20 protein-coding genes and 1 CRISPR repeat array are annotated in these 23916 nt (G+C 31.9%); of the genes, 11 read left to right on the top strand and 9 right to left on the bottom strand.

What is annotated here, in order from left to right; all coding sequences use genetic code 11:
* Nucleotides 1-90: 90 nt before the first annotated feature.
* Genes OZP06_RS02340 through OZP06_RS02330 form a run of 3 tightly spaced genes read right to left on the bottom strand, consistent with a single transcriptional unit; the run spans nt 91 to nt 1139 of the window.
* Nucleotides 91-522: an OsmC family protein gene (locus OZP06_RS02340; protein ID WP_269223517.1), complete on the bottom strand. Its 432-nt coding sequence runs from the start codon at nt 520-522 to the stop codon at nt 91-93.
* A 5-nt stretch (nt 523-527) separates the two neighbouring features.
* Nucleotides 528-842, bottom strand: coding sequence for a rhodanese-like domain-containing protein (locus tag OZP06_RS02335; protein WP_269223516.1), 315 nt, complete (start codon nt 840-842; stop codon nt 528-530).
* Between the two features lie 18 nt (nt 843-860).
* Complete coding sequence (locus tag OZP06_RS02330) at nt 861-1139, bottom strand: rhodanese-like domain-containing protein (RefSeq protein ID WP_281239104.1); 279 nt, start codon at nt 1137-1139, stop codon at nt 861-863.
* Nucleotides 1140-1429: 290 nt separating this feature from the next.
* Between OZP06_RS02330 and cas9 the strand changes: the two genes are divergently transcribed.
* The 3 genes from cas9 to OZP06_RS02315 are packed head-to-tail and all read left to right on the top strand — an operon-like array spanning nt 1430 to nt 5352.
* A complete protein-coding gene (gene cas9, locus OZP06_RS02325) occupies nt 1430-4792 on the top strand; it encodes a type II CRISPR RNA-guided endonuclease Cas9 (protein ID WP_269223514.1) in 3363 nt (1120 codons plus the stop codon).
* A 49-nt stretch (nt 4793-4841) separates the two neighbouring features.
* On the top strand, nt 4842-5084 hold the full coding sequence (locus OZP06_RS02320) for a CopG family transcriptional regulator (RefSeq protein WP_269223513.1): 243 nt from the start codon (nt 4842-4844) through the stop codon (nt 5082-5084).
* Nucleotides 5077-5352 (top strand): type II toxin-antitoxin system RelE/ParE family toxin, encoded by a 276-nt coding sequence (locus tag OZP06_RS02315; protein ID WP_269223512.1) that lies wholly within the window; start codon nt 5077-5079, stop codon nt 5350-5352. Before OZP06_RS02320 ends, OZP06_RS02315 begins: the two co-directional genes overlap by 8 nt.
* 94 nt (nt 5353-5446) lie before the next feature.
* A CRISPR array of direct repeats spans nt 5447-8381; the repeat unit is 36 nt; unit sequence GTTGTGGTTTGATTAAAGATTAGAAAACACGATATT.
* A gap of 112 nt (nt 8382-8493) precedes the next feature.
* On the opposite strand, the gene cas2 is transcribed toward OZP06_RS02315, so the two are convergent.
* Together cas2 and cas1 are read right to left on the bottom strand one after the other, a co-directional pair.
* The gene (gene cas2, locus OZP06_RS02310) at nt 8494-8823 is read right to left on the bottom strand and encodes a CRISPR-associated endonuclease Cas2 (RefSeq protein ID WP_269223511.1); all 330 of its coding nucleotides are present in this window, start codon (nt 8821-8823) and stop codon (nt 8494-8496) included.
* Nucleotides 8814-9707: a type II CRISPR-associated endonuclease Cas1 gene (gene cas1, locus OZP06_RS02305; RefSeq protein WP_269223510.1), complete on the bottom strand. Its 894-nt coding sequence runs from the start codon at nt 9705-9707 to the stop codon at nt 8814-8816. The genes cas2 and cas1 overlap by 10 nt, the downstream gene beginning before the upstream one ends.
* A 277-nt stretch (nt 9708-9984) precedes the next feature.
* Between cas1 and tgt the strand changes: the two genes are divergently transcribed.
* From tgt to OZP06_RS02265, 8 genes are all read left to right on the top strand, one after another.
* Nucleotides 9985-11115, top strand: coding sequence for a tRNA guanosine(34) transglycosylase Tgt (tgt, locus tag OZP06_RS02300; protein ID WP_269223509.1), 1131 nt, complete (start codon nt 9985-9987; stop codon nt 11113-11115).
* A gap of 51 nt (nt 11116-11166) precedes the next feature.
* The gene (locus OZP06_RS02295) at nt 11167-12300 is read left to right on the top strand and encodes an LptF/LptG family permease (protein WP_281324182.1); all 1134 of its coding nucleotides are present in this window, start codon (nt 11167-11169) and stop codon (nt 12298-12300) included.
* Complete coding sequence (locus tag OZP06_RS02290) at nt 12287-13174, top strand: DMT family transporter (RefSeq protein ID WP_269223508.1); 888 nt, start codon at nt 12287-12289, stop codon at nt 13172-13174. Before OZP06_RS02295 ends, OZP06_RS02290 begins: the two co-directional genes overlap by 14 nt.
* A 126-nt stretch (nt 13175-13300) precedes the next feature.
* Nucleotides 13301-14254: an acetyl-CoA carboxylase carboxyltransferase subunit alpha gene (locus OZP06_RS02285; RefSeq protein ID WP_281239116.1), complete on the top strand. Its 954-nt coding sequence runs from the start codon at nt 13301-13303 to the stop codon at nt 14252-14254.
* Between the two features lie 140 nt (nt 14255-14394).
* Entirely contained in the window at nt 14395-15942 is a 1548-nt protein-coding gene (gene dnaB / locus OZP06_RS02280; protein ID WP_269223507.1) for a replicative DNA helicase, read from the top strand.
* Nucleotides 15943-16308: 366 nt separating this feature from the next.
* Nucleotides 16309-16974, top strand: a complete 666-nt coding sequence (locus tag OZP06_RS02275; RefSeq protein WP_269223506.1) for an ATP-binding protein — start codon at nt 16309-16311, stop codon at nt 16972-16974.
* Nucleotides 16975-16977: 3 nt separating this feature from the next.
* Nucleotides 16978-17643, top strand: coding sequence for a response regulator transcription factor (locus OZP06_RS02270; RefSeq protein WP_269223505.1), 666 nt, complete (start codon nt 16978-16980; stop codon nt 17641-17643).
* Nucleotides 17644-17731: 88 nt separating this feature from the next.
* Nucleotides 17732-18994: an asparagine synthetase B gene (locus OZP06_RS02265; RefSeq protein WP_281324181.1), complete on the top strand. Its 1263-nt coding sequence runs from the start codon at nt 17732-17734 to the stop codon at nt 18992-18994.
* Nucleotides 18995-19105: 111 nt separating this feature from the next.
* On the opposite strand, the gene OZP06_RS02260 is transcribed toward OZP06_RS02265, so the two are convergent.
* The 4 genes from OZP06_RS02260 to OZP06_RS02245 form a co-directional block, all read right to left on the bottom strand.
* Complete coding sequence (locus OZP06_RS02260) at nt 19106-19909, bottom strand: endonuclease/exonuclease/phosphatase family protein (RefSeq protein ID WP_269223503.1); 804 nt, start codon at nt 19907-19909, stop codon at nt 19106-19108.
* 267 nt (nt 19910-20176) lie between these two features.
* Nucleotides 20177-20470: a hypothetical protein gene (locus tag OZP06_RS02255; RefSeq protein WP_269223502.1), complete on the bottom strand. Its 294-nt coding sequence runs from the start codon at nt 20468-20470 to the stop codon at nt 20177-20179.
* A 113-nt stretch (nt 20471-20583) separates the two neighbouring features.
* Entirely contained in the window at nt 20584-21252 is a 669-nt protein-coding gene (locus OZP06_RS02250) for a response regulator (RefSeq protein ID WP_281324180.1), read from the bottom strand.
* A 9-nt stretch (nt 21253-21261) separates the two neighbouring features.
* The gene (locus OZP06_RS02245) at nt 21262-22938 is read right to left on the bottom strand and encodes a tetratricopeptide repeat protein (RefSeq protein ID WP_281324179.1); all 1677 of its coding nucleotides are present in this window, start codon (nt 22936-22938) and stop codon (nt 21262-21264) included.
* Nucleotides 22939-23916 lie beyond the last annotated feature (978 nt).

Below are 23916 nucleotides of genomic sequence, written 5' to 3'. Positions count from 1 at the left end.
AGTCAAATGATTTTTAGAATACTTGACAAAGAAAAGAGTAGAAATGCCTAAAGCCTCATAAGAGGCTTTAGTTCTGCATTCAATTGTAATTTAAAATTGGATTGTAGGAATCAATATGATTTTTGATTTTATGGAATTGGATACTAAACAAGCAGCTTCCGATTTTTGTAAAACTCTTTCGGCTCTATCTTTATCAGATTCTTTTGTGATTATTAGTGTAGGTTCGAGGATTACTTCGGTTATTAAAAATTTACCGTCTATTTGTTCCAGTTTGCCTTTTGATTTACAATTAAAACTAATGAATTCTAATTTTGAATTTTCGGCAATAGCCAAAAAAGTAGTCATAAAGCAACTATTTACGGCAGCAGTCAATAAATGTTCTGGTGACCAAATGCCTTCTATTCCTTTTGGAAATTCTGGAGGAGTGGCCACTTCAATAGTTTGTTGGAGTTCCGGAGATGAAATTGCTCCTTTTCTATCGGCTATCCAATTTAGATCTACGTTATAATAGTGTGCTTCCATTTTTTTTAGATTTTATTTTTTAGGCTACTCCATCCACCACCATTATGGACATCAGTAAATCCATGGGTTTTTAAGATGCTTTTTGCTGATGCGCTTCGCATTCCAGAGGCACAACAGGTAATGATGGTTTTGTTTTTGTCTTTCAATTGAGTCAAATTGTTTTTTAAAACATCTACAGGAATGTTTATGGAACCTTTGATGTGTCCGCCGGCATATTCGCCTTTGCTTCTTACGTCAAGGATAATGGCACCTTTTTTGACAAGGTCGGCATAGTCTACAGTTGCTCCGAAACCGAATAATTTTTGAAGTGTCTTAATCATTTTATGTTTTATTTTATTTTATTTGGATTGATAATAGTTTACGTCTAGCCACGAACCGCCATTATAACAGTCAATTCCTTTTTGGGATAGATAATGTTGTGCTTGTCCGCTACGGTTTCCGGAGGCGCAACAAAGTACAAGAGGAGCTTTTAGGTTTTGAATTTCTTCCAATCGGTTTTGGATTTCGCCCAAAGGAATGTTGATAGAATCAGCAACATGGCCTCCCATAAATTCTTCATGAGTTCGCACATCTACGATAGTGCCTTTTTTTTCTTTGATTATATTTTCTAGTGTCATAGTTTAAAATTCTAATGATTTTTGATAAAGCAAAAGTACAACAGGAATTAAGGGTGTACAGTAACTTTTGTTACACAAGACTTTTTTGAATTACAAAAAAAAAGTCCCACCGAAGCAGGACTAAAGATTTTCATCTACGGCATATAGCCTTATTGTGATAAGATTAAAGATTAGAAATTTTAATCAGTTACAAATATATGTAAAAAAAACTTTAGTTTTTATGAGGAAAATCCTAAGGCAGATAATTATTTTCTCCTTAGATTTAAAAACTTTTAAAAATACAGATTGATATGGCAAAAATATTAGGATTAGATTTGGGGACTAACTCTATTGGGTGGGCATTAATTGATGATAAATTAAATAAAATTTTAGGCATAGGAAGTAGAATTTTTCCAATGGGTGTTGAAAATTTGGGCGATGGAGATAATGAAATGTCTAAAAATGCAAGCCGAACAGGAGCAAGAGGTGTTCGACGTCAATTCTTTAGAAGGAGATTAAGAAAGAAAGTATTGCTAAAATCACTTTCAGAAAGCAATATGTGTCGAATGGATGCGAAAGATTTTGAAGATTGGAAGAAAACCAAACAATTTCCATCTGAAAAATTAGCTACTTGGTTTGCAATGAATCCTTATGAATTGCGTCAAAAAGCATTGAGTGAGAAGTTGTCTTTAGAAGAGATTGGTAGAATATTTTACCATTTAATTCAAAGAAGAGGTTTTCTTAGTAATAGCAGAAAAGGAGGAAGCGATGACGGAGCAATTTTTAAAGGAAACGCTAAGGAAGGTAAAATAGGGATTGATGACACTCTAGAAAGTATTGAAGGTAAAACATTAGGTTCTTATTTGTATGAAATATATCCAAAAGAAAATCAACCTTTTCAAAATGGATTAGAAAGAATCAGAAATAGATACACAACCCGAAAAATGTATGTTGATGAATTTGAATTGATTTGGGATAAACAAGCACAATTTCATTCGGTTTTAAATGAGGATTTAAAAACAGTTTTTGGAGGAAGAAAATTAGATGGTTACAAAGAAGACGGGATTTTATTTCATCAACGACCTTTGCGTTCTCAAAAACATTTGGTAGGTAATTGTTCTTTTGAACCTACAAAGACTAAATGTCCAATAAGTGCAATTCCTGTTGAAATGTTTAGAATTTATCAATGGGTAAATACGATTGAATATAATGGAAAGAAAATATCTCAATTAGAAAAAGATAAACTGATTGAGCAATTACTTTTATCAGATAAAATTGAATTTAAAAAACTGCGTAAAGCGATTGGTAAAGAAAGTGCCGAATACAAATTCAATTATAAAGACGACGATAAAATTGTTGGTACACATACCATTTCTAATTTATCGAATAAAAAATTCTTTGGAAAAAAATGGTTTGATTTTACCGAAAAAGAGCAGGAAGATATTTGGCACGTTTTGTATTTTTTTGACAGTAAATCAAATCTTAAAGACTATGCTATTAAGAATTGGAATTTTAGCGAAGAACAAGCAATTGCAATTTCAAAGTTTAATGTAAAAGACGGTTATGCTAGTTTGAGCCGAAAAGCTATTGGCAATATATTACCTTTTCTACAACAAGGATATACGTATGATGTTGCGGTGGTCATGGGTGGAATAAAAAATACTTTTGGAGATAAATGGCAAAATGATACAGCAGAAAACAATCAAAAACAATTAGATTTAATTGATAATGTTGAAGGGATTGTTAGGTCTAAAATTTCAGGTGGGTTTATAGATACAATTAAAGATCTACTTCGAAAAGAATTTCAATTCAATGACAAACAATTAAAGAAACTCTATCATCATTCGGCTACAATTGATGTTGCTGAATTATTAGAAAAATTGCCAATTGGCAAAGATGCCGACAAGGAAATACAAGCCATTAGAAATCCAATTGTAATCACTGCTTTATTTGAGTTGCGAAAATTAGTCAATGAATTAATCGATGAACACGGAGAACTCGACGAGATAAAAGTAGAAATGGCTCGTGATTTGAAAATATCCATATCGCAACGAAATAAAATTCGTAGAGATCAAAAACGATTAGAACGAGAAAATGACAGGGTGAAAACCGAAGTAGAAAAATATACTAGAGTTTCACATGATAACATTTTGAAATTCAAGCTTTGGGAAGAGTGTAAACAAACGTGTCCTTATACAGGTGTGATAATTCCGATTGCTAAACTTTTTACAGGTGAAGTCCAGATAGAACATATTCATCCTTGGAGCCGTTCGTTAAACGATAGTTTCAATAATAAAACATTGTGTTATGCTGATGAAAACAGACGTAAAGGAGATAAAACACCTTTTGAATTTTACGGGAATGATGAGTTAGATTGGATTGCTCGTAAAGAACGAACATTAAAATTATTTTCGGATACCAAGGAACATCCAAACGCTTACCAAAAATTCAAACGATTTGTACAGCAAAAATTTGACGATGATTTTTCTTCAAGACAATTAAACGACACCCGATTTATAAGTAAAGAAGCTTCAGCCTATTTGACACAAATTTGCAAGAAAGTAAATGTTTCACCAGGTCAAATGACAGCCAACTTGCGTCAAAAATGGGGCTTGAATACCGTTTTGAACGATGAAAACGCTAAAACCCGAGAAGATCATCGTCACCATGCTATTGATGCTTTGGTTATGGCTTGCGGGAAAACAAGTTATTTGCAGGAATTGTCAAAATGGAATCGTTACAATAGAAACTACGATTTAAAAGATTTTCCAATGCCCTGGGAAACCTTCCGATTTGATGCAGAAAAAGCAGTAGATAAAATATTGATTTCGCATAAACGTATCTCTAATGATATTACTATTCGATACACTAAAGTAGAGAAAAATGGAAAAATACATATAAACAAAGGAGTTGCTGCGCGAGGACAATTGCATAAAGAAACTGTTTTTGGTAAAAGAAATTTTAATGGAGAAGAAGCATTTCACGTTAGAAAATCAATAGATAGTTTAACTACCGAAAAACAACTAGAAAAAGTAGTTGACGAAGCTATTAGAAAGTTAATTTATAAAAGAATTCAAGAATTAGGCGGATTTGTAAAAGGAGCTATTCCTGCAAACACTTTTTTTATTGTTGATGAAAATGGTTTGAAACAACCACAAATTTTCTTGCCTAATAAAAATGGTTCACCAGTTCCTATTTTGAAAGTAAGAATGAAAGAGAATATTGGCGGAGCAGAAAAGCTAAAAGACAATGTAAATCAATGGGTAAATCCTAGAAACAATCATCACGTACTTATTTATAAAGATGAAAAAGGAAATCTAAAAGAGGAAGTGGTTACTTTTTGGACAGTTGTAGAAAGAAAAAGCAAAGGGTTTCCAATGTATCAATTACCAGTTGAAGGGAAAGAAATAGTTACAGCTTTGCATATTAACGATATGTTTTTATTAGGTTTAAATGAAGATGAAATCAATTGGGAAAATCCAGATTATGATTTATTAAAAGAGCATTTGTATAGAGTGCAAAAAACTTCTCAAAATGATTATTCGTTTAGATATGCTTTAACTTCTAGTGTCAATAACAAGGAGGAAGAAAAAAGAATGGGAGTTAAGGGGATAATATCAAATAATGCTATAAAAGTAAAAATTTCAGTTTCAGGAAAACTTTCCAAAATGTAATTCTATTTTAAAAGTTTGGTGTAAATTTACACCAACTAAAATTATTGTTATGACACGACAAAGTATCACTTTAGCCAAGCAAAATGATGAATGGTTAAAAAAACAAGTTGCAGAAGAAGAATTTACTAGTAAAAGTGAAGCTGTTAATTATTTTATCAAGCAAGCACGTGAGCGAGATGAGTATGTTGAATTTGTGAGAATGAAGTTGGATATTGCTGAAAAAAGTGGTTTTGCAAAAAAGCAAACTAGAGAAGAAATGTTAGCAGAATTCAAAAGAAAATTAAATGTATAATTACGATTTAAACGAAAAAGCTAAAGAAGATTTGTTACGAATATACGAATATGGATTAGCTAGGTTTGGTTTAAATCAAGCAGATAAATACTTTGCAATGATGCACGATTGCTTCGATAAAATAGCCTCAAATCCTTTTCTATTTCCAGAAGCTTTTCGATATCGTAAAGGTTACAGATATTGTGTTTGCGGAGTTGATACCATTTTTTATAAAATCAATGGAAGTGAAATTGAAATTATGGCAATCATTGGCAGACAAAATTTTTAAAAAGTTCTTTGACATAAGTTTTTCATTGTCTTAAACATCTCAAACCACAACTGAAAGGTATGGCATCCGCCCAGCAGGGATGCAGTAGCTTTCAGTTGTGGTTTGATTAAAGATTAGAAAACACGATATTAATAAAGATGATTGTTCGTTATACAGATTAGTTGTGGTTTGATTAAAGATTAGAAAACACGATATTAAAAGTGATATTGACTTAACAGCACTTACAGTTGTGGTTTGATTAAAGATTAGAAAACACGATATTTAAGAATTTTTGTCGCTGTATTTTGTTCCTGTTGTGGTTTGATTAAAGATTAGAAAACACGATATTATATCTTTTTCTTTCAAATGAATCGATGTAGTTGTGGTTTGATTAAAGATTAGAAAACACGATATTTTTACATAAAAATGACCAGAAGTAATAGCAGTTGTGGTTTGATTAAAGATTAGAAAACACGATATTATATGATCTTTTCTTCTAAATAATCTTATAGTTGTGGTTTGATTAAAGATTAGAAAACACGATATTAATGAAACATGAGCACCATTGGGATTGGGAGTTGTGGTTTGATTAAAGATTAGAAAACACGATATTGTTTAGAAATAGATTTTGCAGTTCTCTTAAGTTGTGGTTTGATTAAAGATTAGAAAACACGATATTCCAACGGCCGCATCAATATATCCTTGAATCGTTGTGGTTTGATTAAAGATTAGAAAACACGATATTGTTATTACTATTGTGATGAATGCTTTTGTAGTTGTGGTTTGATTAAAGATTAGAAAACACGATATTCCGCCTGTACTTTTTGCCAAACCTTTTCGGGTTGTGGTTTGATTAAAGATTAGAAAACACGATATTACCCTTATAAAAATAAAGGTGACAAATGGAGTTGTGGTTTGATTAAAGATTAGAAAACACGATATTTCAGAAAGTTTTATGGTTTTATATCCAGCAGTTGTGGTTTGATTAAAGATTAGAAAACACGATATTTTTAATAGTTTTTAAAGATTCGCTTATTTCGTTGTGGTTTGATTAAAGATTAGAAAACACGATATTCTAAAATCATATTTATAAAGTCCATTTTCTGTTGTGGTTTGATTAAAGATTAGAAAACACGATATTGTGTATATTACTCTTACAAACATTTCATCCGTTGTGGTTTGATTAAAGATTAGAAAACACGATATTCTAGATTCACTACGCCTATTTGATTTTGTTGTTGTGGTTTGATTAAAGATTAGAAAACACGATATTAAATGTTTTAGTTTGTCCGTCAACGTTCTTGTTGTGGTTTGATTAAAGATTAGAAAACACGATATTAAAACTAATAAAATGAATGATAAACTTACAGTTGTGGTTTGATTAAAGATTAGAAAACACGATATTTTTACAACCATAAACAATAAACTCATGTGCGTTGTGGTTTGATTAAAGATTAGAAAACACGATATTAAAAAAGAATGGCAGCATTCATACAACGTAGTTGTGGTTTGATTAAAGATTAGAAAACACGATATTTTTTGGACCTGCTTGTTAAGTTCTTTTACCGTTGTGGTTTGATTAAAGATTAGAAAACACGATATTCAGATAATGTAGTTGGAAATCCATCTGATGTTGTGGTTTGATTAAAGATTAGAAAACACGATATTAACTTTGAGGAACTCTAGGATGTGTAACCGGTTGTGGTTTGATTAAAGATTAGAAAACACGATATTCTTTCAAAACCAAAAGAAATGTCCTGAATTGTTGTGGTTTGATTAAAGATTAGAAAACACGATATTAACTGAAAAATCGAGAAGTATGTGCAGGAGGTTGTGGTTTGATTAAAGATTAGAAAACACGATATTTATTATTTCGTCTGTTTGAGTAAAAGTATTGTTGTGGTTTGATTAAAGATTAGAAAACACGATATTCTGATTGAGCCTCATAAGCATCTAGTTCAGGTTGTGGTTTGATTAAAGATTAGAAAACACGATATTGAACCGTCTGGAGCTTCTTTTAAAGAAACAGTTGTGGTTTGATTAAAGATTAGAAAACACGATATTAAAAGAAAATAACCCAATATCAACCGATGCGTTGTGGTTTGATTAAAGATTAGAAAACACGATATTGATGGCATATTTAGTAATTCCCATTCATCAGTTGTGGTTTGATTAAAGATTAGAAAACACGATATTTAGCTTCTTCTTCTACTGCCTTAGTGTCTAGTTGTGGTTTGATTAAAGATTAGAAAACACGATATTCTAGTTTAAGAATTAAAATTTTATGAAGCGGTTGTGGTTTGATTAAAGATTAGAAAACACGATATTTTAAACGTTCAAATTCGCCAACTTGCGCGTGTTGTGGTTTGATTAAAGATTAGAAAACACGATATTAAGTTGCTGCTGCTGCTGGTGGTTTATTTGGTTGTGGTTTGATTAAAGATTAGAAAACACGATATTAATGAAATAAATAGAAATGAAGTATTACTAGTTGTGGTTTGATTAAAGATTAGAAAACACGATATTTTATTTTGCTATTACTCATGTTGTTGATGGGTTGTGGTTTGATTAAAGATTAGAAAACACGATATTTTATGAAGCGGAATCAAAAAATAAGTTGGTTGTGGTTTGATTAAAGATTAGAAAACACGATATTACTTAAAAAACACAAGTCCCACGTAACCTGTTGTGGTTTGATTAAAGATTAGAAAACACGATATTGTTAATCACCTCTCTTAAATCTGCGGACAGTTGTGGTTTGATTAAAGATTAGAAAACACGATATTTTACCTAAAAATCAATAAAAATGATGTTGTGTTGTGGTTTGATTAAAGATTAGAAAACACGATATTTCATTTATGCGCTTGGCGCAGGATTTGGAGGTTGTGGTTTGATTAAAGATTAGAAAACACGATATTTGCAAAGCATCTGGAAAGGCATTTGGCTTTGTTGTGGTTTGATTAAAGATTAGAAAACACGATATTGTATCTCTCTCTACACTGGAGATAAGGCTAGTTGTGGTTTGATTAAAGATTAGAAAACACGATATTAGTTGGCTTGTTACCTTCTGATATTCATGGTATTAAAAGTAAATATCGTATAAAAAAAGGCCTCTTTATTGGTTTGATAACCCAATATTGAGGCATTTTTTTGTTTCTACGATTAAAACAATTCCAATTGTGTGGGTTGAGGTGCTGAGGGAACTTCGGCTTTGCCCCAAAAATTTTGAATATTGCCAAATTGTTTGTCTGTTATTCGTAAAACGCTCACTTTGCCCAATGGAGGCAAAAGCTTATAAATTCTTTTTTCATGTACATCGGCACTTTCGCTGCTGGCGCAATGGCGTACATATACAGAGTATTGCATCATCGAGAATCCATCTTTGAGCAAGTTGTTACGAAAACCAGACGCATTTTTGCGGTCTTTTTTGGTTTCGGTTGGTAAATCAAAAAATACAAATAGCCACATAATTCGATAGGCATTTAGTTCCATAATTTTGGATATTTTATCTTTTTCCGTTCACCAGTATAGCATTGCTGTAAAGAGCTGGCTGTTTTTTGTAATGCCACCATCAACGGACTTTTTTCTTCCTTGAAATAAACGGTTCGTGTAAGAACTTGTAACAGCTCGGATTTGATTTTGGTGTTTAATTCCTGCTCGTCATAGGCTTGCATGATTTCAAAAACTTTTTCATCTACTAATGGACGGAAAGGTTCCATAATATCATCAGCAAGTGCAAAAGCATTGTATTTGCTTTTATGATGAATGCCAAGAGTATTTAGTAATCCACTTCCAGAAAGTGCCCTAGCGGTTGCAGCTCTTAAAATAGCATATCCATAATTCAGGAAATTATTTGGGTAATCACCAAAACGTTCTCTTTTGAAATTGATATCATAAGTGTCAAAAAAAGTTTTCCAATATTGCTGAGCTGCAACGCCTTCCATATTGGTAGTGTCTCCGCTTAGAACTTTGGAAGCGAGAAATTCAAATGAATTTTTATTTCCAGAAATAGTTTCTAATAAAATTCCCTGATTAGTGATTTTTTCGACAATAGTATGCTGCCATAGTTGCTTTTTTAGTGGCGCAGAAGCTTCTATTTGGTTTCTGAAAATTTCTTGCTGTATATGATGGCTGTTGAGGTTGAGGAACATTCCGTTGGGTAAATGATTTTTCGAACAAATAATTATAGCAGTATTATTTTCGACCAATAAATTCATAGCGGGAAGACTAAGGTAAATTTCCTGGTGGTCTAGTACTAAAATCCCAATATCTTCAATGGGAATTGTACTTTCTCTAATTTCTGATTTAATTACTAATTGTAAATTTTTAGCAGTAATGGAAGTTTTGTTTTCTATTAAAATGGATTTTTTTAGCATATTGAAGGATTTGTTGTTTTTTACGCCTCTAATTTAAAGATAATCAGTAATATAGTTGTTGTTTTTAAAAATGTTCTTGTTAGTCTGATTTGCGTGAAGGATAGAAGTGGAAATCCTTTTTTATCATGAAGCGATAGCGGAATGATAAAAAAGATTGGGAACGGATAGCCTGACCTTTAGGGCACGCCCAAAACAATCTGGTATAATTAAATTATCTAATTTTTAAATTATCTAATTGTCGAATTAACCTATCTTTGCGCACTGATAAAAAGCCTATATGAAGTTTGACTTATTAAAAACAGATCCGCAATCGAAAGCTCGTGCGGGAAGTATTACTACAGATCACGGTGTTATTGAAACGCCAATTTTTATGCCTGTTGGAACCGTAGCTTCGGTAAAAGGAGTGCATCAACGGGAATTGAAAGAGGAAATAAACCCTGATATTATTCTTGGAAATACCTATCATTTATACTTGCGTCCACAAACCGAAATTCTTGAAAAAGCGGGAGGATTGCATAAATTTATGAATTGGGATCGTAATATTTTGACCGATTCAGGAGGATATCAAGTGTATTCGTTATCTGCAAATAGAAAGATTAAAGAAGAAGGAGTGAAGTTTAAATCACATATTGATGGTTCGTATCATTTTTTTACACCAGAGAATGTGATGGAAATTCAACGTACCATTGGGGCCGATATCATAATGGCTTTTGATGAATGTACGCCTTATCCTTGTGATTTTCGTTATGCCCAACGCTCCATGCACATGACACACCGTTGGTTGGATCGTTGTATCAATCACTTGGAGAAAGTGCCTGTGAAATATGGTTATGAGCAAACTTTTTTTCCAATTGTTCAAGGAAGTACGTATAAAGATTTAAGACGTCAATCGGCTGAATATATTGCCAATTCGAACCAACAAGGAAATGCCATAGGCGGACTTTCGGTAGGAGAACCAGCCGAAGAAATGTACGCCATGACCGAAGTAGTCTGTGAAATCCTTCCCGAAGATAAACCTCGTTATTTGATGGGAGTTGGAACTCCTATTAATATACTGGAAAATATCGCGCTTGGAATTGATATGTTCGATTGTGTGATGCCTACACGTAATGCCAGAAATGGTATGTTGTTTACGGCAAATGGTACGATTAATATCAAAAATAAAAAATGGGAAGCCGATTTTTCTCCAATTGATGAAATGGGGCATACTTTTGTAGATATAGAATATACAAAGGCTTATTTACGTCATTTGTTTGCTGCCAATGAATATTTGGGAAAACAAATTGCTACGATACACAATCTGGGATTCTATATGTGGTTGGTTCGTGAAGCTAGAAAACATATCTTAGCAGGCGATTTTAAACCATGGAAAGAAATGATGGTGAAAAATATGAGCCAAAGATTGTAAAAGCCCCTAACCCCCGAAGGGGGAATTATTAATGGGTAAAAAAATATTGATATGATTAAAACGACATTTGACAAGTTCTCCCTTCGGGGGTTCGGGGGCTTGACAATAATAGACAAATACATTTTAAAAAGATATTTAGGCACTTTTGCAGTGATGCTTTTGTTATTTGCACCTATTGGAATGATTATTGACATATCGGAGAAAATCAATAAAATGATTGAGAATAAGGTGCCGGTTTTAAAAATCGCCATTTATTATTATCATTTTACGATTTATTTTATGAATAACCTTTTCCCGATATTCTTGTTTATATCCGTGATTTGGTTTACCTCAAAATTGGCAAATGACACCGAAATTATAGCCATTTTGAGTTCAGGAATTTCGTTTACACGTTTCATGAGGCCTTATATTATTGGTGCTTCAATTATATCTTTTATTGTTTTGCTTATGGGATTTTGGGTTATTCCTGTGTCCAGTGAAGGCTACAATAATTTCCGGTACACTTATCTCAGGAATAATGGAAAGGAATTGATGCGAGGAGATAATACTGATGTGTACAGACAAATTAGTGAAAAAGAGTTTATCTATGTGAACAGCTTTAATAATGAGTCAAAAATGGCTTTTAATTTTTCGTTGGAACACTTTGAAAAAGAAAAATTAGCATATAAAATTACAGCTAGCAGAATCAAGTGGAATCCAAAAGATAAAACGTATTCTTTGTATGATTATACCAAAAGAATTGTTGGTACAGAAGGTGATGTGATAGAAAAATCGCCTGAAAAAAAGATGAAATTTAATTTTGATTTGGAGGATTTGGCGCCTGTAGTTTACATTGCAGAAACTTTAAGTCTAGGCGATTTGAATTCATTTATCGACAAAGAAAGAAAACGAGGTTCCTCTAATATTAATGTGTATTTAGTTGTTTTGTATAAAAAATACAGTGTGCCAGTATCGGCATTTATATTGACCATTATTGCCGTTTCAGTTTCAGCTATGAAGAGAAGAGGAGGGATGGGTGCTAGTTTGGCTATAGGAATAGCTGTGGCATTTTCATTTGTTTTTATTGATAAAATATTTGGAGTATTAGCCGAAAAATCATCTTTTTCACCACTTTTAGCGGTTTGGTTACCTAACATAGTTTTTGGAATATTAGCTGTTTACTTATTACGAAATGCGAAACGATAATTTAAGAAGTTACCTAAGTTTACATTTTATTGTCTTTATCTGGGGTTTTACAGCTATTTTGGGGGCATTAATAACCATTCAATCAGAATTTTTGGTATGGTATCGAATGCTGTTCGCTGCCGTATTTTTATTTGCTTTTATTGGTTTTAAAAAGAAGTCATTAAAAGTTGTTCCCAAATCTTTGTTTCAGTTCATTATAGTTGGTCTTTTAATCGCTTTACATTGGATTTTCTTCTTTGAAGCTATAAAAGTTTCAACAGTTTCCATAACCTTGTCTGTTTTTTCTCTTGGAGCATTTTTTGCATCATTATTGGAACCTTTGTTTTATGGTCGAAAAGTACTCTGGTATGAAGTATTTTTTGGATTAATCATTATTGGGGGACTAGGATTGATTATGCAAGTAGAGATTAATTATTGGAACGGAATGCTTTTGGCATTGGTTTCGATACTTTTAGGTGTACTATTTACCTTGATGAACGGAAAGTTGATAGCAAATCATGATCCATCGGTAATTTCATTTTATGAATTTTTGGCCGGCTTTATTTTTATATCAATCTATTTTATATTTCATGGAGCGTTCACTAAGAGCTTTTTTGTATTGTCTCCAAAAAATTGGATTTTGATTTTAATTTTAGCCTCTATTTGTACCGCTTATGCTTTTACGGCTTCTGTAAAAGTAATGCGACAATTGTCTCCTTATACGGTAATGTTAACCACTAATTTAGAGCCTGTTTATGGCATTATTTTGGCATTTTTTATCATTGGAGGAAAAGAAAAAATGAGTACAGAATTTTATATTGGAGCAGTAGTTATTGTAATTACAGTGCTTTTAAATGGCGTTATAAAACATTATAGAAAAGAAGATCATCTGTAATTGTTTTTACTCGTAAAACATATTTTTTTCTTCTTGAATAAAAAATAAGGGTAAAACAATATTAAATTTTATATTTGCAGTTCCAAATCGAAAAATTAAAAACAAAAATAAATACGCACAAATCCTATGGAATATTTAGATTTTGAGCTTCCAATAAAAGAACTTGAAGAACAATTAGATAAATGTGTTGTTATTGGTTTAGAATCGGATGTTGATGTTACCAATACGTGTAAACAAATCAACAAAAAATTAGAAGATACCAAAAAACAAATTTATAAAAACTTAACTGCTTGGCAACGTGTACAGTTATCCAGACATCCAAGCAGACCTTATACTTTAGATCACATAAGAGGACTTTGCGGAGATACTTTTCTAGAGCTACATGGAGATAGAGGGTTTAAAGATGATAAAGCCATGATTGGTGGTTTGGGTAAAATTGGTGGGCAATCTTTTATGATTGTTGGTCAACAAAAAGGATTCAATACTAAGACACGTCAGTATAGAAATTTTGGTATGGCTAATCCAGAAGGATATAGAAAAGCATTGCGATTAATGAAAATGGCAGAGAAATTCGGTATTCCAGTTGTTACTTTAATTGATACTCCTGGTGCTTATCCAGGTTTAGAGGCTGAAGAACGTGGTCAAGGAGAAGCTATTGCAAGAAATATTTTTGAAATGGTACGATTAAAAGTACCTATTATAACAGTAATTGTTGGTGAAGGCGCTTCTGGTGGTGCATTAGGAATTGGTGTTGGAGATAGAGTTTATATGCTTGAAAACACCTGGTATTCTGTAATTTCACCGGAGTCTTGCTCTTCTATTTTATGGAAAAGTTGGGATTATAAAGAACAAGCGGCCGAAGCTTTGAAATTGACTTCTGCTGATATGAAAAAACAAAAATTAGTTGATGATATCATACCAGAACCTCTTGGTGGAGCTCATTATGATAGAGAGACTACTTTTACTACAGTGGAACAATATATTATGAAAGGATATAATGAACTCAAAGATTTATCAACAGAAGAATTAATCGCTCAAAGAATGGATAAATACTGTAAAATGGGGGAATATAAAGAATAGTATCTCATTTTCAATAACTTAATCCGAAGCCTTATAGTTTCGGATTTTTTTTTGGTTATAAACAAAAAACAAGTACTTATAAACAATTTTTAGTAATAACTCAATAGTGTTTTTTTTAGAATTTTAGTTACTTTCGCTATATGGAAAATTTCAAGAATATCAGCCCAATTAAGGTAGATAAAACAACAATAATTAATCTAGAAAAAGGAAAATTACCCCCACAAGCATTAGAATTAGAAGAGGCTGTGCTCGGGGCAATGATGATTGACAAAAAAGGAGTAGATGAGGTTATTGATATCCTACAACCGGATGCATTTTATAAAGATGCACACAAATATATTTTTGAAGCCATAGTTCAATTATTTACGGATACACAACCTATTGATTTATTGACCGTTTCGGCTCAATTAAGGAAAAATGCGAAATTGGATCTCGCTGGTGGAGATTTTTATTTAATTCAACTTACCCAAAAAATTTCTTCTTCGGCTCATATTGAATTTCATTCCAGAATTATACTGCAAAAATTTATTCAGCGAAGTTTGATCCGAATTTCGTCTGAAATTATCGAAGATTCTTATGACGAGACTGCTGATGTTTTTGATTTGTTGGACAAAGCAGAGTCTAAATTGTATGAAGTAACACAAGGAAATATTAAGCGAAGTTCTGAAACTGCTCAAAGTTTAGTATTACAAGCCAAAAAACGTATCGAAGAAATTGCTGGACAAGAAGGACTTTCTGGTGTAGCTACAGGTTTTGATAAATTAGATAAACTTACTTCAGGCTGGCAACCAAGTGACTTAATTATCATTGCAGCGAGACCTGCTATGGGAAAAACTGCTTTTGTATTATCTATGGCCAGAAATATTGCTATAGATTTTGGACATCCCGTAGCTTTGTTTTCACTAGAGATGGCATCAGTCCAATTGATAACCCGATTAATTTCTTCTGAAACTGGATTATCTTCTGAAAAGTTGCGTACTGGGAAATTAGAAAAACACGAGTGGGAGCAACTAAGTACAAAAGTTAAGAATTTAGAAAAAGCACCACTTTATATTGACGATACTCCTTCGTTATCTATTTTTGATTTAAGAGCAAAAGCCAGACGTTTGGTTTCGCAACACGGAATAAAAATCATTATTGTCGACTATTTGCAATTGATGACTGCTGGAGGAAACGGTAAAGGAGGAGGAAACAGAGAACAAGAGATTTCTACGATATCCCGAAATTTAAAAGCTTTGGCTAAGGAATTGAATGTTCCTGTAATTGCTCTATCTCAATTATCGCGTGCTGTTGAAACGCGTGGATCCAGTAAAAGACCATTGCTTTCGGATCTTCGTGAATCGGGTGCGATTGAACAAGATGCTGATATTGTTTCGTTTTTATACCGTCCGGAATATTACAAAATTGACGAATGGGATGATGACGAAGCCTCACCAACTGCTGGTCAAGCCGAAATTATGATAGCTAAACACCGAAATGGTGGAATCGAAAATGTTCGTTTGAAGTTTATTGGACACCTAGGACGATTTGATAATTTAGAGGATTATAGTGGAGGATATGATGATTTACCTTCGAGCATGAATCATGATGAAAGTTCCTTTATTACTAAAAATCTACCTTCGGCTAATGAGGCTTTTGGAAGTAATTTTAATAATCATGACGATGATGATGGGGATGTTCCATTTTAATTAAATATATTTATTTCAAAAAAATCTAACTTAGAAGAGATTGTCCCAAAAAAGGATAATCTCTTTTTTTTTAATTTAATTTTATATAAATCTGATATTCAGTTATTTAATGACTTTTATTCTGATCTGAAGTAATTTTTTTATTATGTTTGTTGTATTAAAAAATAATTTTTAAAATTATTAAGAAAATGGCTAAATATAATTATATTTGTCGTTTAAAGTTTTAAAAATCCGATAAAATGCATATATTTGGATTAAACAGGAGAATTTTAATTCATAAATATACAGGAGCTAACTTTATTTATTGTTTCAATAATAGGTTTATGAAATTATTTTAGTCATGCTTGTAATAAAATAAATATGGAAATGAAATTAGAATTAGATAATTTAGATATTTTTCTGAAAAATAGTCAATTGTCTGCTGTAATTCAAACACTTGAATCAGATAGAAAGCGTATAGCCCAAGAAATGCATGATGATATTTGTTCAAAATTAAATGTCATTTCCCTAAATTGCCATTTGCTAAAAATTCCAAACCTACCACAAAAGGATATTGAAGAAATTACCAAAAATATAATTGAATATACCTCAAAAGTATTAAACAGTTCAAAGAAAATATCACATAGCTTGCTTCCTCCTGTTTTAGAAAAATTTGGTCTTCATGCTGGTATTGAGGAATTGTGTTCTGAATGGAATGCTGAGTCGATAGTTAAAATAGAATATGTAAATAACCTTAAATTTGATTTTAATGAAAATAGAAATCATATTCATGTTTTTAGAATTTTGCAGGAGTTAATATCAAATTCAATTCAGCATGGATGCGCTTCTACAATTTCCATATTATTTGATGAAGTGAATGGAAAACAAACCTGTAGATATTCCGATAATGGTAAGGGTTTCAATTTAGATCAACTAAATAATAGTGAAGGAATTGGGATGAAAAATATTGCCAGTAGAATAGCTGTTTTGGATGGAAAGCTATCAATTGAGTCGAAAAAGGATAATGGAATTTTGGTCGTTTTTAATTTCTAGAGTATGATGAATAAAATTAAAATAGTTTTGGCCGATGATGAAATTTTATTTCGAAAAGGCATTTCTTTTTTATTGGATAGAGAAGAAAATATTGATGTTATTTTTGAAGCTTCTGATGGAGTTGAATTGATAGACTTTCTAAAAGGGAATAATCCAAAGCCTGATATTATAATCATGGATTTGAAAATGCCTTTGTTAAACGGTATTGAGGCTACAAAGATTATTCACAGAGACTTTTCGGATATAAAAATAATTGCTTTGACAAGTTATGATTCTAAATCATTTATTGCGAACATGATAGATGTTGGTGCCGTTTCTTATTTGGTTAAAAATGCAACTCCCCAAGAGTTATTTGAAACTATTAATGAAGTGGCAACCAAAGGTTTTTATTACTCCGATAGTGTTATGAATAGTATTCAAAATGATTTAATTACAAATAAAAAATCAAAAAGTAGTTTAGATGCTGGTTTTATAACTTCAAGAGAATTAGAAGTTTTGCAACTCATTTGTAAACAAAAAAGTACTGTTGAAATTGGAGAGAAATTATTTATTAGCCCAAGAACTGTTGAAGGTCATCGAAATAATTTGTTGCTAAAAACCGAATCAAAGAATATTGCTGGACTAGTAGTTTATGCCATTCAAAACGCAATAGTATCTTTAGATATTTAAAAGAATTTTATAAAAAAAGAGTACTTTGCAAGATTATAAAAGAGAAAAGAGATTCTTCCTATTATCTTTGCTTTAAAATAGTCTCAAAATGAAACGCAAAAGTCTACTTTTTTTAGTTGTTTTTCTACTATCTTTTTCGTCTAAGGCTTCCTTTATTTTGTTGCCAATGGATGAAACCACTCAGCAAAATCATCTAAAAGCCTACGGAATTACCTATTGGTGTTTGGCCAAAAATTATAAAGCCAGCTGGTTACTCAATTACCGTGGGGGTTCTTTTTTGTTGCCAGATACAGAGGATATTCGAAAAGAATGCCAAATACGTGGAGTGAGTTTTGAAATACTTTCGGATGCTGAAGAAACAGCAATTTTAAATGAAATTTCCAGCCCTTCCCAAAATATGGAAACTGTTATTTTGGAAAAAGCCCCCAAAGTTGCCGTTTATACTCCTAAAGGCAAACAACCTTGGGATGATGCTGTAACCTTGGTTTTGACTTATGCTGAAATCCCTTTTACACCTATATATGACGAAGAGGTTTTGAGTGATCAATTGCTGTTGTATGATTGGTTGCACTTGCATCATGAAGATTATACAGGACAATATGGTAAATTTTATGGAGCTTATAAAAATGTGCCTTGGTACATAGATCAAAAAAGAGAAGCCGAAGAATTAGCCAAAAAATTGGGCTACGAGAAAGTATCACAGGAGAAAGGGGCTGTAGCTAAAAAAATACGTGATTTCGTCATCGGAGGAGGTTTTTTGTTTGCCATGTGTTCTGCCACAGATAGTTTTGATATTGCTTTGGCTGCAGATGGAGTTGATATATGCGAATCTATGTTTGATGGAGATCCTAGCGAAGCTAATTATCAATCCAAGTTGAATTTTAATAGCACTTTTGCTTTCAAGAATTTTACTTTGGAACGCAGACCGGAGCAATATGAATTTTCGGATATTGATATGACATTAAAAAGAAAAATACCAATGGATAAAGATTATTTTACCTTGATGGAATTTTCGGCCAAATGGGATTTTATTCCAAGTATGTTATGTCAAAATCATACTCAGTTGGTCAAAGGATTTATGGGACAAACCACTGCTTTTGACTCGGAATTAGTAAAGTCAAATGTGTTGATTATGGGGGCTTGTGAAATCAACGGTGAAGCACGCTACATTCATGGTGAAAAAGGGAAAGGAATGTTCACCTTTTATGGAGGTCATGATCCCGAAGATTTTCAACACCAAGTTGGCGATCCCGCAACTGTCTTGGATTTGCATCCCAATTCTCCCGGTTATCGATTGATTTTGAATAATGTTCTGTTTCCCGCGGCTAGAAAGAAAAAACAGAAAACATAGAATATAAATTCAAATCTTCTAATTGCATTTCAGATTCTAAATTTTTTAACGCAGATTTACAAATTAAAAATCAAAACTTTATAACTGATCTCTGAATCTGCGGTTGGCTTTTTAATTCAATGAAAATTCAAACCAAATAGGAAGATGATCTGATATTTTTCGAGCTTCTTTTAAGGAAATAAATTTTTCATAAAACAAAATCACACCAGATTTTATGTAGTTTATGGAATTGGTTTTATAAAACATATTGTCAAATTCCGAAGCCAAACAATTTATGCCTTTGCATTTTGTCTTTAAAGATGTTTTTTGATTTTCTAAAATAGGAGCATAGCCCATTTTCTTCAAAGGAGTAAAAACCGAATGCGATTGCGGACAATTAAAATCTCCGACAAATATCAGGTTCAAAGTTGGATATTCTTGTGGCAAGAACTTGAAATATTTTATCTCAGTTTCGGGTTGTTTGCTTTTGGTTATGGCATGAAAAGTAGCAATCGTTATGGATTTTCCTTTTATTTCAAAAGTGGCAAAATAAGGTTCGCGATCTATTTCAAGATGGTACTTGTGTTCCAACCACGGTTTTCCTTTTAGTTTTAGGTTGCTGGTTTTCCAAAGAAAAGCATAACGTTCTGTTTTGTAAGCACTACTAGATGTGGGTTCGCTTATTCGATAATCCCATTTATTGCCTTTTCGATTGAGTTCATCGGCAAGCCTTGCCACTCCTTGTGCACCACCCTCTCCGGCGACCACTTCTTGTATGGTGACAATATCGTAGTCTTTTATAATATTGGCAATAAATGCAATCTCTTGATTTGATTTTGATTTGCCAAAGTTTTCCAGATTCCAGGAAAGAAGTTTGGTTTGGGAATAAAAGGAAGTGCAAAAAAGTAAAAAGAGAAGACAGAATATTTTGTTCATTGATTGGGATTAATCTCCAAATATAAAGATTGTAAAAAGAAATAGTGGTCTTCCCTCCTACAAAGTTTCAGGACTTTATTTTGCGCTTGTTTTGACTTAGTCTTCGCAGGAAACTTTGTTGTGAAGATGGATTATTCAATAAAATCAAGTGTTAATCAACTATATTAAAGAAAGAATAGTTTTGTTTTTCAATTTTAAAAATAGGATTAAGTGCTTGGTTTTATTGAATAATCAAGAGACACTAGATTTCAAATGCGGAATTAAGGTTTAAATTTTTTTGAATCTATATTTTAAAACACTCAGAAGGAAAGTCAGTAAAAAAGCGAATATTAAAGGAACACACGAAACTCTCCAATTGACAGAATCAAAATAATTGGCTATTCCCAAAATGAAGACACTTGTCATAAATCCGATGGATAGAATGATGCTGTTTAAATAATAAATATTTTTGGATAAATGTTTTAAAAATGAATTCACTTTGGGAGTTACAATTCCTAAGTTATTTTTCTTTTTGATATTATATTTTGAAACGGTAGGTTTAACAGAATTTTTTGTTTGCATTTGATTTGAAATATAGTTGCAAACATAAAATCTTTAGTAAAATCTTTTTTACGGAAAACCGTAAAAGGAATTGATTTTTTAAAACAGAATTCACGCTTTGAAAGGAAACGTTTCTAAACCAGTCCCAAGTCTTTTGCAATAGCCACAAGATGAGTGGGATTGTTTGCTTTGAAGTATATTTTGAGTTTATTGAGGCGTTTTTCGATCGTGCTTTTACTGTTTGGAGAAATTCCAGCTTCTTTAAAAGAGGCTTCCATATTTTCTTGAGTCACACCTATAGAAAGATATTTAATCAGTTGGATGTCATAATTATCTATTTCATTGACGGTTTTGTCCTGAAGTATATAGTTTAGTTCCGGTGACAAGTATTTTTGTTTGCCTTCATAAACAACTTCAATCGCTTTTTTAAGCTCAGGGATAGTGTTACGACCTTTCATGACAAAACCGTTGATGTTGTATTTGTCAAATAACGATTTTATACGATATGATTTGTCTTCGATAGAAAAGGCAATAATTTTTATTTCGGGAAATAATTGTTTTACTGCTGCTATTAATTCTTCGCCAGAGTTGAGCGTGTTTACTCTGTAATCAACTTTAAATGATAAATCAGATATCAACAACTCAAAAGGTTCATTGTCTTTGTAAGCTTTTTTGATTTTTAATAAAGCATCATCGCAGTATTTGGCAAATGCAATTTCTGGAACTTCAAGTTCTTCAAGCACTTTTACTGTTGCAATATCATTAAAATCGATGTCATCTACTATCAAAACTTTTTTGAACATAATCAGTAATTATTTGGTTATTGTTATTTTAGCTTTAAAACCTTTGGCAGTTTCGGAGTCAAAAGTAATAGTTCCATTGATGGTATGAATACGGTTTTCCACATTGGAGAGTCCATTTTTTAAAATTAAAGAATCTTTTATTCCAATTCCATTGTCTGAATAACTGATTTCAATGGATTTTTCATTCGATTCAAAACGGATAACAGCAAAAGAACACTGGCTGTGTTTTTTCATGTTAACCATCAGTTCCTGTATCACTCTGTGAATCGCAATTTTCGTTTCGGGCTGGATTTTTAACCAATTAATATCGCCATTATCTTTTATAATTATCTGGACTTGATTGTTGCTAAAACCAGATATCATTTGTTTTAGTTCTTCTTCAAACTTGGAACCCGTTTCTATTTTACTGTTTTCTCTCGAAATGTTTCGGGTTAGAGTGTATATTTTATCAAGATTACCTAGTAGCGTTTCTTTTTTTATCGGATTTTGTAAATCTTGGGTTTCTGCAAAAGCCATTGTTTGGTACACATCATTGGCTAATTCGTCATGCAGTTTTTTGGATATTCGAGTTTCACTATTATAAACAGCTTCTTGTTGTTCTTTTTTGCTTTTGTTTTTTAAATAATAGTACAAAGAAATAGAAAATAGAATCCCCGTAAATATGAAAAAATAAGCGATATAATTTCTGTTTTTATGTTGTTCCAGTTCCAAAGCATTTTCTGCTTTCTGGGCTTTTAGCACTAGGTTTTCGTTTTTTTCTTTGGTGGAATCGTACTTTATTTTAGCAAATTGATTTTTCGCTTTTTGTCTTGCTTGATTGAGGCTGTCATTGATTCGGAGGTAGTTTGTTGTGAATTTTTTGGATTGATTTCCAGGGCTATTTTGAATTAATAACTCTAGAGATTCCAAGCGGTCATTTACATTATTTACTTTGGTAGCCTTAGCATAGGATAATTGCGCATAATGATAGGATAAAACAGGATTGGTTTTATGGTAAAACTCAGATAAGTGGTAATAGGATGTTGTTATTGCAAAATCATCTTTTATTTGTTCTCTAATTTTTAAAGCTTGATTGATATAATCTAAGCCTTTTTGGTAGTTTCCAGTTTTGAAATACGAAAAGCCTAAATTGTCAAGAATGCGAGCATGATTTTCATCATTGTCTATGACTTCTTTTTTGGATAGTAAAGGAGTAAGAATAGGTATGGCAAGTTGATAATTTAGCTTTTCCATATAAACAACGGCAATATTGTTTTTAAGGATTGCTTTTGGTAATTCATCTTTGGATAAATTAAGAGCTAGATTGTAATAATAAATAGCATTATTATAATCAAAAAGATTTTTATAGTTATTGCCTAAAATATTATAAATAGCAACTTTGTATTGACCGTCTGTCGTTTTGTCGAAAAAAGGAATTACTTCGGTTGCAGTGGTTTCGCTACTGGCATAATCACCCTGTATTTGTTCTATTGTAGCCATCTTTAGTAATGAATAAATAATTTTTGCTTTATCATCAGATGGATTACAAGTTAATTTTGATTTATTATAATAAAAAAAAGCGCTGTTGTATTGTGAATTTGCAAAATATTTTTCGGCATAATCAATGTAGATTTGATATGTTGCATTTATTTTCTTTTCTTTAGGAATGGATTGTTTTTTGGAACAAGAACTTATTGCAAATAGCAATATTAGGAATAAATAAAAATTCGGGAAATATAACTTTTTTGCTATCATTTCCCGAAAATACTCAAATTAATTAAGATAGTAGAATATCTGAATTAATATTTTAAACCTTATGATTTAGGAGGTGAAGTAAGCGTTTGACTACTATATTAATCTATTGGTACATCAGCACTAACTTGTTGCTTTTGAGTTTTTGGAGTTCTCTCCACATCGTCATTGATGCAAGATTGCTTCTTTACACTTGTAATTATAAAACACGATACTATAAATATTCTTTTCATTTTATTGGATTTAAAAATTTGGTATAGGTTGGGCTGTTCGATTTAAAAGTCGAATCGTTGCCTGAATAGGAGAGCCATTAAAAAAGTTTGTTTTTTTGCTTGTGGGAAGTGTAGTGTGCTAAAACAGTTTAGTATTATTTATACTTCCCGAATAAACGTAATACACTGTTTAGTAATACTTTATTTAGAGCTAGTTTTGTATATTTGTTCTTATCGCAAAATAGAACAAGAACTAATTCTGAAGCAAAGGAATGTCGTTTCAGCTTAATGATTTCAATGAAATTCCGGTAATTCCCATGGTTTCCGTTTAATATTAAATAATTCCAGTAAATGATAGGAGTAAAATTACTTTCGATGAATAGAAGAGGGCTATTAGAACTCAATATGAAAAGAACAAAATTGAAGATGTTACTAGTATTTTGATGAATCCAAGTCCTACACAATTGCACAGTTTGTGTTTGATTTTCTTGGATGTATCTCTTTCTAATAATGGTGAAATAATTATAAAACTGATTTTCAGTTAAAAAGAGAGTGAGAGTTTGAGGAAGTCTATTGAAAAGGATGCTTTAAAGCAGCAGTAAAAGATTGTTTTATCAGATGATAAATGTTTTTGTAGCCTATTGTTTCTGCCGTTTTTTTAAATTTAAATGAATTTTTTAAATGAATTCATTTGCTGATAAAAATCATATTTATAAAGTAA

Origin of the sequence: Flavobacterium sp. IMCC34518, assembly GCF_027111095.2 — a bacterium.
Taxonomy (GTDB): Bacteria; Bacteroidota; Bacteroidia; order Flavobacteriales; family Flavobacteriaceae; genus Flavobacterium; species Flavobacterium praedii.
Note: the sequence above shows the minus strand (reverse complement) of the source record. Positions and strands in the feature narration are given on the sequence as shown.

Coding starts and splice junctions, on each gene's coding strand:
- OZP06_RS02340 (WP_269223517.1), bottom strand. CDS start 522: ATGGAAGCACACTATTATAACGTAGATCTAAATTGGATAGCCGATAGA.
- OZP06_RS02335 (WP_269223516.1), bottom strand. CDS start 842: ATGATTAAGACACTTCAAAAATTATTCGGTTTCGGAGCAACTGTAGAC.
- OZP06_RS02330 (WP_281239104.1), bottom strand. CDS start 1,139: ATGACACTAGAAAATATAATCAAAGAAAAAAAAGGCACTATCGTAGAT.
- cas9 (WP_269223514.1), top strand. CDS start 1,430: ATGGCAAAAATATTAGGATTAGATTTGGGGACTAACTCTATTGGGTGG.
- OZP06_RS02320 (WP_269223513.1), top strand. CDS start 4,842: ATGACACGACAAAGTATCACTTTAGCCAAGCAAAATGATGAATGGTTA.
- OZP06_RS02315 (WP_269223512.1), top strand. CDS start 5,077: ATGTATAATTACGATTTAAACGAAAAAGCTAAAGAAGATTTGTTACGA.
- cas2 (WP_269223511.1), bottom strand. CDS start 8,823: ATGGAACTAAATGCCTATCGAATTATGTGGCTATTTGTATTTTTTGAT.
- cas1 (WP_269223510.1), bottom strand. CDS start 9,707: ATGCTAAAAAAATCCATTTTAATAGAAAACAAAACTTCCATTACTGCT.
- tgt (WP_269223509.1), top strand. CDS start 9,985: ATGAAGTTTGACTTATTAAAAACAGATCCGCAATCGAAAGCTCGTGCG.
- OZP06_RS02295 (WP_281324182.1), top strand. CDS start 11,167: ATGATTAAAACGACATTTGACAAGTTCTCCCTTCGGGGGTTCGGGGGC.
- OZP06_RS02290 (WP_269223508.1), top strand. CDS start 12,287: ATGCGAAACGATAATTTAAGAAGTTACCTAAGTTTACATTTTATTGTC.
- OZP06_RS02285 (WP_281239116.1), top strand. CDS start 13,301: ATGGAATATTTAGATTTTGAGCTTCCAATAAAAGAACTTGAAGAACAA.
- dnaB (WP_269223507.1), top strand. CDS start 14,395: ATGGAAAATTTCAAGAATATCAGCCCAATTAAGGTAGATAAAACAACA.
- OZP06_RS02275 (WP_269223506.1), top strand. CDS start 16,309: ATGAAATTAGAATTAGATAATTTAGATATTTTTCTGAAAAATAGTCAA.
- OZP06_RS02270 (WP_269223505.1), top strand. CDS start 16,978: ATGATGAATAAAATTAAAATAGTTTTGGCCGATGATGAAATTTTATTT.
- OZP06_RS02265 (WP_281324181.1), top strand. CDS start 17,732: ATGAAACGCAAAAGTCTACTTTTTTTAGTTGTTTTTCTACTATCTTTT.
- OZP06_RS02260 (WP_269223503.1), bottom strand. CDS start 19,909: ATGAACAAAATATTCTGTCTTCTCTTTTTACTTTTTTGCACTTCCTTT.
- OZP06_RS02255 (WP_269223502.1), bottom strand. CDS start 20,470: ATGCAAACAAAAAATTCTGTTAAACCTACCGTTTCAAAATATAATATC.
- OZP06_RS02250 (WP_281324180.1), bottom strand. CDS start 21,252: ATGTTCAAAAAAGTTTTGATAGTAGATGACATCGATTTTAATGATATT.